The 12,051-nt window shown below is 36.2% G+C and carries 9 protein-coding genes; 2 read left to right on the top strand and 7 right to left on the bottom strand.

What is annotated here, in order from left to right; translation table 11 throughout:
• Window positions 1-31: 31 nt before the first annotated feature.
• The 5 genes from MMB68_RS25340 to MMB68_RS25360 all read right to left on the bottom strand — a co-directional run bounded on the left by MMB68_RS25340 (window position 32) and on the right by MMB68_RS25360 (window position 9,659).
• Complete coding sequence (locus tag MMB68_RS25340) at window positions 32-2,818, bottom strand: sigma-54-dependent transcriptional regulator (RefSeq protein WP_221786005.1); 2,787 nt, start codon at window positions 2,816-2,818, stop codon at window positions 32-34.
• Between the two features lie 353 nt (window positions 2,819-3,171).
• A complete protein-coding gene (locus MMB68_RS25345; protein WP_098399806.1) occupies window positions 3,172-4,623 on the bottom strand; it encodes a glycoside hydrolase family 68 protein in 1,452 nt (483 codons plus the stop codon).
• Window positions 4,624-5,213: 590 nt separating this feature from the next.
• Window positions 5,214-6,665: a protein adenylyltransferase SelO gene (locus MMB68_RS25350; protein ID WP_269871036.1), complete on the bottom strand. Its 1,452-nt coding sequence runs from the start codon at window positions 6,663-6,665 to the stop codon at window positions 5,214-5,216.
• Between the two features lie 273 nt (window positions 6,666-6,938).
• Entirely contained in the window at window positions 6,939-8,396 is a 1,458-nt protein-coding gene (locus MMB68_RS25355; RefSeq protein WP_269871070.1) for a glycoside hydrolase family 32 protein, read from the bottom strand.
• A gap of 21 nt (window positions 8,397-8,417) precedes the next feature.
• Window positions 8,418-9,659, bottom strand: a complete 1,242-nt coding sequence (locus MMB68_RS25360; RefSeq protein WP_028413935.1) for an MFS transporter — start codon at window positions 9,657-9,659, stop codon at window positions 8,418-8,420.
• Between the two features lie 324 nt (window positions 9,660-9,983).
• Between MMB68_RS25360 and MMB68_RS25365 the strand changes: the two genes are divergently transcribed.
• Window positions 9,984-10,967, top strand: coding sequence for a LacI family DNA-binding transcriptional regulator (locus MMB68_RS25365; RefSeq protein WP_221786007.1), 984 nt, complete (start codon window positions 9,984-9,986; stop codon window positions 10,965-10,967).
• Window positions 10,968-11,057: 90 nt separating this feature from the next.
• Window positions 11,058-11,267 carry an alpha/beta-type small acid-soluble spore protein gene (locus MMB68_RS25370; protein WP_013058452.1) on the top strand — a complete coding sequence of 70 codons (210 nt, stop codon included), beginning with the start codon at window positions 11,058-11,060 and terminating at the stop codon, window positions 11,265-11,267.
• 89 nt (window positions 11,268-11,356) lie between these two features.
• On the opposite strand, the gene MMB68_RS25375 is transcribed toward MMB68_RS25370, so the two are convergent.
• Both MMB68_RS25375 and MMB68_RS25380 read right to left on the bottom strand, forming a co-directional pair.
• Entirely contained in the window at window positions 11,357-11,557 is a 201-nt protein-coding gene (locus MMB68_RS25375; protein WP_221786008.1) for a hypothetical protein, read from the bottom strand.
• A gap of 156 nt (window positions 11,558-11,713) precedes the next feature.
• Complete coding sequence (locus tag MMB68_RS25380; protein WP_013056286.1) at window positions 11,714-11,935, bottom strand: hypothetical protein; 222 nt, start codon at window positions 11,933-11,935, stop codon at window positions 11,714-11,716.
• Window positions 11,936-12,051 lie beyond the last annotated feature (116 nt).

Below are 12,051 nucleotides of genomic sequence, written 5' to 3' on the forward strand. Positions count from 1 at the left end.
AAACTAGTTTCTCAGAATTATAATATAATTTTTACATTTCATCCGCAAAAATGGTGGCAATAAATAATTTTTCATCTCTTGTTAAGGTAAGTTTCAGCTTTTTTTCGACGGCTTGTAATGTTTTTTCCGTTTTTTGATAAATATTTTCTAACTGGTGAGTGATTTCTTCATCCTCGGGAAAAGTAAGAGGTTCATTTTTTATCATTCTTTCTAAAGCAAAGGCTGTATGCATCACAATTCGAATCATAACAGTGTTGCTTAATTCCATTTCTAACTCATCTTGTACATGACTTAACCACTCTAACAGAATTTCACTTATGAGGTACGGGTTAATAAATAGAAGGTACTTTCGCAAGTTTTCTTCGCAAAGTTCACGCACCACAATATTCGATCCGGTTTTCTCGTCATCATAGCATATCGTTTCTTTTGTAATTGCCTGTTGAAGTATTCGCTCACCCTGCCCTTCAATGAGGACTTCTAATGATACATGAGGCGCATCAATCCTTGGATTTTTAGTACCTGCCGTTGCAACAATTTCATATTCTTTTTGAATTTCTCGAATATTTGCTGCTAGTTTAATAGAAGAAACGGTTAGAATTTTAATAGGTTCTTGAGATACTTTGCGTGAAATAATCGTCAAGATTTTTTCTAATTGTTTTGCTGTACCGCTTCCTGTTGTACAAATAGAAACAAGTGCTTTCTTTTTTCCAAACACGTGCTGCTGCTTATCTATAAATTCCATAAAGTCTTTTTGCACCGAATCAAATATGGCATATAAGTTTAAATCTAAATAATTTACTTTTCTAACGGTGTCTAACACCATAGACGTCGTCACATTGCTGATGGTTTTAATTTTAGTCCCTGTTTTTTGTTCCAACTTGCTTTCTAACATGGCAAGCGAACCCATGTCCACAAGCATTAATACGCCTTCTCCTTCATCTACTTTCTTAATTCCTTGGATTAACCTGTCTACAATTTCAACCGGAGATACCGTCAAAGGCACATCAATAGCTATAATAGGAGTGCTTCCTAAAAGCTCCGTAGCAACTTCAACCATAGAAGTTGCCGTGCTGTTTCCATGCGCAGCAACTACAATCCCTACTCGTTTATTTTCTTCTAACGTTCGAATCGATTGAATAACCATTGTGAGATAAATGACTTCTATTTCTGGCACGCGAATGTTAAACCACTTTTCAATCCGATTTTTAAAAAGCAGTGCTACCGCATATTCTTTTGGGTATGTTTCGCGAATTTCATCTATCTCCTTTGTATTTAAGACGTCTACTTGTTTTTTTCGCTTTAAAAAGGATTCCATATGCATACTTAAAAAATGAATAAACCTGCGATCAAATTTACAGTTCAATTCTTTTTCAGCCAAATGTTTTAATTCTTTTGTAAGCTGAATCACATCGTCTTCTACGAATTTCATTAAATTAGAGCTCTGGCCATTTTTTTGATTAAAAAAGCTCCGAACATTCAAATGAATGTCGGTAAGAATATACTGATTGATGTCTTCTTGAGATAAACCTTCTTTTGTTAAAACATCTACTTTTTCTTCTATTAACTGATATAAATTAAACGATACGTCTTCCTCTATTTTTATTTCTTGGCTCTCCATAGCCGGGGAGATAATCGTTTTAAGGTTTACATATTCAGAAATTTTTTTGCTTCGCTCCATATTTTTACTGTTCGAAATCCAATCTCGTTTAATATCATCAGGCAGATCTCGCACTGTAAGTTCCACCATATGTTTACTATCAAGGTTATTTAAAAATCCGTGTGCGCACACGAGCTGCACATTCGACTTTAACTGCCCTACATTCCCGAATTTTTCAGTGTGGATTAAAGCATTTAATACATCAATGTGGACACTTAGCTTTTTATTAATTCGTTTAGCCTCTTGTTCTAAAAGAAACGTGGTGAGGCGAATTTTTTCTTTTAAAGACCTCTCTTCTAATGAGGGAATATGGATAGTCATCGGAATTCTTCTTAAGAAAGTTTGCAGTAAGGCTGAACCGGGATTTTCAGTTGTAGCACAAATAATTAATACCTTAGACGTTCGCTTATGATCTGTTTCCCCTAGGCGATTGTACGTACCTTGATCAATGAGGTAAAAAAGCATTTCTTGGCCTTCGGGAGGAAGCCGGTGTACTTCATCCATAAAGAGAATCCCTTCATTTGCTTGTTCTACTAAACCTACTTTACTTTCAGTTGCTCCAGTGAAACTCCCTTGCTTATGACCAAATAACTGAGAAAGAAGTAATTGAGGATTATGGTAATAATCAGCGCAGTTAAAGGTAATGAATGGGGCATCTGTTTTTAGCCTCTCTGAATATAAGGCAAATTGATAGATTCGTTTTGCAAAAAGAGATTTTCCCGATCCCGTGGGACCTAATAGCAGCATATGTAATCCATTAGGCGGGTAAAGAACAGCAGCTTTTGCTTGAGAAATCGATTTTTTCAAACTGCCTGTAGCTCCAATCATTAATTCAAAAGGATTAGCAGGAAGGGCTTCTTCTTTTCCCACATTAGATAGCTGCTCTAGTTTTTCTACTTCCATCTTATTCGGATCCCACTTTTGACGACAAATGGTTTCGACAACCTCTAGCGGAACGTAGCGAACGGGGAACATTTTAATTTTGATTACTTTTTGCATGCGGACAAGTTTATTAAGTTCAAGACTTACATTAGATCTCTCTAAATCTAACTGTTCAGCAATTTCAATCGCTGAGCTTCCTTGTTTATGTAAAAGTTCCACTTCTGTAAACTCTTGAAAATTACTCAACAGCTGATTGTATACCTTATCAATTCGTTTCATTAGAAGCACCTTCTTTATTTTCAGTTCACGATTGGGATTTTCTCTTTCAAAGAAATGATCATTCCCTACTACTACAAGCTATTTCATCTACAAGTACCCTCATGTCATACTAATCTATGAAAACGTTTCAAACCATTATATGTAAATATATTAAGTTAGTCAAACCTGCATGTCAACCGGTTTCATTCTTAAAGTTATAGTCTGTCTGAATGTTTCATTTTCTTTAAATAACTATTAATGTAGATACTGCTTTTTTATTTTAATCACCGCTGCGGTTACAGCACATTTTTGATTAAATATTAAAACGAAAGAAAACAGCAGCAGTTGTCGCCATCTTCTTTCGTTTTTAAAAATTATTTATCCGTACTTAATTGCCCTTGTGGTAAAATACTATTTTTCACAACAGCTGTTTTTGATCCTTTAATATTCAACAGAAAGCTAGGAGCAAAAGTAGAATGTTCCTCTGAATAGAAGCCTCTGTTTGTCATGTAACTTGTGATTACGACATTGTCTCCTTTCACTTGTGGAACTGCAAAATGTGAATACGTAAACGTTTTGTCATTAGGGTCGAGGTCCATATGTAAAACAAGGCCTGTATCATTTAGCGGCTTGTATTTTCCTGTCAGCGTATTTGATACGTACCCTAGCATATATACGTCATCTTGGCCGATACCATCAATAGTCATTTTAGATCCGCGAGAATCTGTGAATAAGTACCATTTCCCATCTTTTTTAAATACATTTGCGCGTTCAATTTCATCTGTCACCGTGTTTGAAGTAATCAGTGGATCCATTACTTTTTTCAAGGTATAATCGTTATTTAGTTCAACAATGCCTAATGCACCGTTTGCTAAAGAGGCTTTCTTTTTATTAGAGCTCTGAAGTAATTTCTCTTTTTCTGATTGGAAAAATGGATTATTTCCACCGTAGTAAGCTCGATTGTAAAGGGAATCTTCACCTTGATAACCATCTTCAGTTCCTGTGTTTGCTTCAAACACAAGGTATTTATGCCCTTTATCCTCTACATAGTGAGGATCTCTCAACGTATGATTATCTCCTGAACCATATGCGCCTTCGTCAATAAACTGCTGAATATTTTGATACTTTTTACCATCACCATCAAAAATGGATTTATGATCTTCAACACCTTCAATTTTTAACGTATCTCCACTTGGCTGGGATACATTTACTTGAGCTGTTGTTAAGGTTTGTTTTCCATAATTTGCACCTGAAAAGTTAGTATAGAATAAGCGTATTTTTCCGTCTGATGTTAAAGTAGCAGATCCTGACCATTCTTGTGTTTGCTTTTTCAAATGAGGATCATTCGGTACAAATTTGTCACTGTCTTTGAACACTCTTCCTGCATTTTTCCAACTGTCAATCGAATCTTCACCGATTTTTTGATAAAACACATAAATAGATGTATCATCAGCATCTTTCGGATCACCTGCTAGTGCAAATACAACTTGGTAACCATGATAGTTGGCTACTGTTCCGTCAGCATTTTGCAGAGGCCAGCTGTCCCATACGTCTAAATCAATTAAATTGCCCGATTTATCATACCCTTTTGCGGAGGCAATATTTTTGATTGTTGATTTATCAAAAGCTGGAACTTTAAACTGTTCGCTTTTTTGCTGCTGAGGAATTTTCAGCATGTTATCACGCGTAATATGGGAAACTCCATAATTATTGTTGGTATCTTTATGATTGCTTTCAGCTGCCCATGTTTGAGATCCAGCACCTACTAACAGAGCTGTAGCAAAAGATAAGGCTGTAGTTTGCTTTGCGATTTTCTTAATATTCATCTGTTTTTCTCCCTTTTGTATAATACCTTTTCTTGTGTCAATCACAAGCCATTCATTTTCTATGTATCGAGAAGTCATATCAATCTGGCGAAATAACAGAACCGGTTCCATCACCTTTCCAAGATTACTTGCATAATATTGAAAAGTCAAATAGGTAAAATGGAGTAATCATCTCATTTTTCTCCCCTTGTATTTTTTATTTGGTTATAAAGTCTTAAACCTTCAACTTTTTGATTAAATGGGCAAATTCATCGTCATATTTAACCTGCTATTTTTTTATAAGCTCTTCTACAGCTATTAAGGTAGACCATTTTCAAAAAAATATCGTTAATGTATTTTTTGTGAAATAGTGGAATAATTTTTTATATAATAGTTCCTATTGGCAATAATAAGAGACTAAAGAATCAGATAACTACTTTTCATTTTGATTCTTTTTTCCTGTTAAATTTTATGTAGCTGTTCACGAGAAATCGTTATCATTTTAATGAATCAATAATACATTTTTCAGAAAATCAAAAAGAGCTCTTTATAAAGAGCTCTTTTTGATATCATTTATGCTGTTTTTAAATAGCCGTTCTTATTTAAATAAATCAAGTTCCGCAGTACGTTTGATAAGGCTGATTAGACGGTGTACAATACTCTGGCTGACCCGGAGATTCATATGGGCTAGAAAGCACTTCAAGAAGGGTTTCCATCACGCTGTAGTCTTCTTTTTGTGCTGCGTCTAACGCTTCTTCCACCCGGTGATTTCGAGGAATGACAGCCGGATTATTATTTTTCATAAGCTCTTGTGACTCCGCTTTAGATTGTTGTTGTCTACCTAGTCTTTTCTGCCATAGCTCATGCCACTGTGCAAACTCTTTGCTTTCAAATAAGTCACTATTTCCTAGCTTATCGAAAGTTAATGCACGAAACGTATTTGTATAGTCAGCTTCATAGGTTTTCATTATTGTAAGAAGCTCTTGGAATAATGCTTCATCTTCTTTTTCTTCGTTAAAAAGCCCAAGTTTAGCCTGCATACCTGCCAGCCAGTTTTCCCGATAGAATTTTGGAAATTCCGTCACGGCGCTTTGCGCTATTTCAACTGCTTTTTCTATATCTTGATCCAATAGCGGTAATAAAGCCTCAGCAAACCTCGCAAGATTCCACCCTGTAATGCCTGGTTGATTTTGATAGGCGTAGCGCCCTTGTACATCAATTGAGCTAAATACAGTTTCTGGATCATAGGTATCCATAAATGCACATGGTCCGTAATCAATTGTTTCTCCACTAATTGTCATATTATCCGTATTCATGACGCCGTGAATAAAACCAATAAGCTGCCATTTAGCAACTAGGGTAGCGTGACGCTTAATCACTTCTTGAAGCAATGATAAATATTTTTTTTCATTCTTTTCTATGTGGGAAAAGTGACGTTCTAATGCATAGTCAGCTAAAGCTTGAAGGTTGTCGACCGTTCCCCATTTTGCAGCGAACTGAAATGTGCCAAAACGAAGGTGACTGGAAGCTACACGCGTCAAAATCGCCCCCGGCAGTTCTTTTTCACGAACAATGGATTCGCCTGTTGTTACGACTGCTAAGCTCCTAGTAGTCGGAATACCTAAAGCATGCATGGCTTCACTAATAATATACTCACGCAGCATAGGTCCTAGAGCTGCCCGTCCGTCTCCTCCGCGGGAATATGGAGTTCGGCCTGAGCCTTTAAGCTGAAGGTCTACTTTCTCACCCGAAGGCGTAACTTGCTCCCCTATCAGCATAGCCCGTCCGTCTCCTAGCATGTTAAAGTGGCCAAATTGATGCCCCCCATAAGCTTGTGCAAGCGGGAAAGCACCTTTTGGGACACTGTTTCCAGCCAAAATGCTAACTCCTTCTTGACTTTGCAGCTGTTCTTTTTGTAACCCTAGAGATGCGGCTAAAGAGTCGTTAAATTTAACTATTTTAGGTGAACTTACTGGATTAGGATCAAGAGGCGCAAAAAAGATGTTTGGTAACTCCGCATAGCTATTATGTAAATTCCATCCTGTTTCTTTTTGATTAATCATCGTATCTCCTTTTCTTTTTGTGTCTTAAAACATAACTCTTCTCTTTACTGATCGTGGTTTTATACGCGCAGTAGCCCTGCTCTACCCTGCTTTCTTTTGGGCATCTTAGAGCAGGATAGTTTCTCTTTCATTCATTATCTCTTTTACTATTATATCGTATTTGCTCGTACTTTTAATCTAAAGTGCCTTATCCATTTATATACCTCCACTTTGTTGACGAGCTATTAAATGTTCAAAAAAGAAGAAGTATTAATATACTTCTTCCTCTGTATTTTACCCCCAAATATCTTTTAAATTCCAATACGTTAACTCTTTTACGATTACTTCTCCTCCTTCAGTAAATAACTCAATTCCAAGCCTGCTTTCTTTTGGGTAAATACGGCTCGTCATGGTCGCTTGTCCTTCGTTTGCAAATACTTCAATGGAAGAACGATCCACAAATATTCGTAAAGCTAGTGTCTCACCTGCTTGTAACTCTACTTTCCTCACTCCATCTTCTTTTCCCGAGTGAGTACAGTCAAGCAATAGCTTTTGCTCATTAAGGCTGTAACACATAAGCGTTTCTTCGTTGTTTATTCCACGAATTTTTATTCCTACCGATGAAGCTTGGCAGTCCGCTAAATCAAATACAGCTTGTATCTCTAGCAAGTCTTCATTTACTTCTACTACATAGCTGTTAGAAAGAGCTTTATTGGTTAGCATATTATACTGAGTTTTCCGAAGTAATGTAAGCTCTTGGACGGGGTTCATTAAAACTTTATCCTCTCTTAAAGTTAGTTCTCTCGGAAGCGTTAGCGCACCGCACCATCCATCTTTTTTAGTTGGCATATTGGCTTCCCACATGTCCATCCATCCAATTGCAATTCGTCTTCCTTTATCATCTAAAAGCGTTTGAACAGCATAAAAATCGTGGCCGTGATCTAATTCAGTAAATGACCCATGATGAAATGTATTAGTTTCATAACTATATTCTCCAACTAAGTACCCTGTTTGAAAAAGGTTTTGATAGGAATCGCCTTTTGCTTCTATCCCTTGAGGAGAAATCATTAAAACATGTTTTCCGTCTAACTCAAAGAAGTCCGGACACTCCCACATGTACCCTAGATTCCCATCGTTTTTAGCAAGGACGCCAACATATTCCCATTTTCGTAAATTTGAAGAGCGGTATAAGATAACACGTCCCTCTTGTTTCTTTGTTGAGTTTCCTAGAATCATATACCAGAAATCCTCGTGCTTCCATACTTTAGGATCTCGAAAATGATGAGAGCTATCTGCCGGCGGCTCAGCAATAACTGGGTTGACCTCTGCTTTTTCAAAGGTAATGCCGTCTTTACTAACAGCTATATTTTGGTTTTGAAAAAAAGTATCCAGTTCTTTGTCTATATAATTATGTCCTGTATAAATTAGCGTAAGCTCTCCTTCGTTATCCACGGCACTTCCAGAAAAACATCCATCTTTATCAAATGTATCTCCAGGAGCTAAAGCAATCGGTAAATGCTGCCAATGAACAAGATCTTTGCTTTTTACATGTCCCCAATGCATCGGCCCCCAATTCTCGTCATAAGGATGATGTTGATAAAAAACATGATATTCTCCTTTATACTGAACCAGCCCATTCGGATCATTAATCCAGTTCGCTGGCGCCATAATATGATACCCTAACCGATATTGATGATTTACCTTTTTCTCTGCTTCATTTAATGAATGTTGAGCTTGCTCGATTTTATTTATCGTTAACATTATCATATCCCCCTATATAATCTGCGTGTTTTCTTGTACATCTTTTCTTATAAACTTATGTTTTTTAGAGTTTAGTAGTGTAAACATGGAAATAACGTTAAATACCAAAACCATACCACCCATAATTAAATAGGTACGAGAAAAACCTACGCTATCATATAATCCTCCCGCTATGGGTGAAAGAACGGAAGCACCTATTTGTGAAGCGAATTGGAATCCAACCAAATAAAGTATAGAAGATAGGCGCGTGTCAAAGTTAGCTGCCAAATATTTAAAGATGGCAATGAGCATAATAGGAAGTTCTAATGCATGAATAAGCTTCATCGAAGATATTCCAATTGGACCTACCACAAGTCCTGACCCAATAATACGAAATCCCATTAGAAATCCTGCTAAAATCAAACTATTTTTTGCACCGATCTTATTTACAATAAAGGGTGCTGCGAACATCATTCCAGCTTCTAAAAATACTTGAAATGAATTTAAGTAGCCAAATACTTGGTTACCTATCGATTCAGTAGGAAACAAAGATGCATAATAGATAGGAAATTGCTGATCGTATACTCCATATACGCATGTAACACCAACAACATAAATCATAAAAAACCAAAATTCCTTCAATAAGAATAAATTACCTACATCTCTCAGCGTGACGGATTCAGCTTTTTCCATTTCATAGCTGCTCATTTCTACCTTCACAGAAAAAATAATAGCAACTAGGATAACCGCTGAAACGGATGCCACCCAAAAATTAATATGAGGATTAATATTAAATAGTTGTCCTGCAAAGAATGTAGCTGCAGCCCAGCCTAATGAACCCCACATTCTAGATTTTCCATACTCAAATTTATATTTTCGGCTGACTTTCTCTATGTATGTTTCAATCGCTCCGATGCCCGCCAAAAACGCTACTCCTAAATATAATCCTCCAATAATAGCTCCTATCAACACATTGTATTGAAGCAAAGGCCCATAAACAAAAATATAAAATGGTCCTACAAACACTAAAAGACAGCTAATAAAAAATAAAATGTGTTTCTTTAAACCTATCCTGTCAGATATATATCCATACAAAGGCTGCATACACAAAGCAAAGATAGCGTTTACAGAAAAGATTAAGCCTGTAGCTGATCCGTTCAACTTAATCTCTTGCCCTAACCAGATAGAAAATAAAGAGTAGCTCGACGACCACGTAAAAAAGAAGAAGAAAAAATATGCACTCAGCTTCCAATATAAACTTTTTGAACTTTTCATTTTAGTTACCCCTTTAGCTTAAGATATAAAATCTTTTATCTAACAAAATGAAAGCACTTTCAATTTGATTTTATGTCAACCGGTTTCATATGTCAACCGGTTTCACATTTTATATTGAAAAAAGATGTATTAGGCGTAAAAGTGGGCTTTGTGGTATGTTTAAATTGTTCAATAAACCGTTTACAATCCTTACATAGATTTTATGTATCAAAATAAAACGTAGCGACTGGAAAGCTGCTTGCTTGATTGCATTTATTTTAAGGCTTTTACACAACTGATATATACTATAAAAGCAAGGTTTTGGAGAAATTAGGAGGAAACTAGATGAAAGCCAAAATTAGTGATGTAGCAAAAATTGCAGGTGTTTCACCGACTACAGTTTCTCGTGTATTAAATAACCGTGGTTACATAAGCAAAGAAACGCGAGAAAATGTTTATAAAGCAATGAAAGAAATTAATTATTTCCCAAATGATATTGCGCGTTCATTATTTAATAAGCGAACAAATTTAATCGGTATGATTGTCCCGCAAACGAGCAACCCTTTTTTCGGAGAGTTAGCCTTTCATATTGAAAGCATATGTGCTTCCCTTAACTACAAAGTACTTCTTTGTAACAGTCTGAATCGAATTGATAAAGAAAAAAAATACGTAGAAATGCTTATCAGAAATCAGGTAGACGGTGTTATTGCCGTTACTTATAATAGAGGTATTTTTGATTCCGAAAGTCAAAGCCTTCCTGTAGTAGCAGTGGATCACTATTTATCAAAAGATATTCCTACCGTATCTTCTGATAACTATTCTGGAGGAGAACAAGCCACGGAATTGCTTATTTCAAAAGATTGCAAGCATATTATTCATATTAACGGTCCCCTTAAACTTGAAACTCCAGCTAACTTAAGAAGGAAAGCTTATGAAAACGTGATGAAACAGTACGGAAAACAGCCTATCACGTATGAGATTTCAAATACCTTTGACCGCAACATTCAGCGAGAAACTATTTCTAAGGTTTTTGAAGAACATCCGGAAGTAGATGGTATTTTTGCAAGCGATGACTTACTTGCAGCTTTAGTAGTTGCGGAAGCACAAAAAAGAGGAAAAAATGTCCCAAGAGATTTAAAAATCGTGGGCTATGACGGAACGGAGACCAGTCAGACTTTGTTACCTGGTCTAACTACAGTTCAACAGCCCATCGAATCGATTGCTCAAACAGCCATTGATATTTTACTAAAAGAAATTGAAGGAGAATTCAGCAATATACCTCGTGAAATCTGCCTTCCCGTTAAGCTTCTAGAAGGACAAACAACGTAAAAATACGTTTTTTATAAAATAAATATCAGTTTGTTGTATATTCTTCTTCTTTTATTCACACCTTAACGTTACAGAAAGGAGTTGAATACAATGGCAAACAATAAAAGCAGCAATAATAATGAATTATTAGTATACGGAGCTGAACAAGCAATCGATCAAATGAAATATGAAATCGCTAGCGAGTTCGGAGTAAATTTAGGAGCTGACACTACTGCACGTGCAAACGGATCAGTAGGCGGCGAAATCACAAAACGTCTTGTACAATTAGCTGAGCAACAACTTGGCGGCGGACGTTTCTAAGACAATTTCATACACACCATGACTTAAGGAAGAATGGATATCCATTCTTCCTTTTCATATATTTACTTTCCATCTTTATATAAAAATTATTATTCTTCCTCCTCTTTACTGACTGATTTTGTTTTTCCTTTCTTTAGTACAGCGCTGATTCCTAAACAACAGACAGCTGCTATCCATCCGGAGACGAGAAAATAAACGGAAGTATTTGCAAAGAGTGTGCCTATTAAAATAAACAGGCCTCCGAGAATAATAAAAAAGACGTGACCCTCACCATTTCTTTTCACCTTCATCACCTCTCCTTACCTATACAAACGAATGTTCAGATACAAAAGAAACTTCTTGATAAACAAGAAGTTTTCTTCGTGCGTTCCTTTTTTAATAAAAATTAAAGGTGTTTTCTTTTTATTTATTCAACGAAACCTCTCAATATTCTTCTCAATTACGTGCTATTCAATAATTTCTGCGGTTTTATACTCTTTCATAAATACATCAATAACATCTCCTGCTTCTTCGTTCTCCTCCTCCATTTGAACGAGTATTTCGTTTTGTGCATTTACCGAAAGAATTCTGACATCCGACATTCGGTTTATATCGAGCTGCAGTTCCAAATCTCGGGCAACTTCATCAGCTTTTAGTGAATCTTTAATAATATATCTGTGGCTTCTCATAACATTCGCTCCCTTTACGTTATATGAACGAATATAGTTTATCCAAACTATCAGCGTACAATGACATTTTTATTGTATCTTTCATTTAAACAAAACAAAAAAACGACTTTTCTCAG

Origin of the sequence: Priestia sp. Y58 (assembly GCF_029522095.1) — a bacterium.
Lineage (GTDB): Bacteria > Bacillota > Bacilli > Bacillales > Bacillaceae_H > Priestia > Priestia megaterium_E.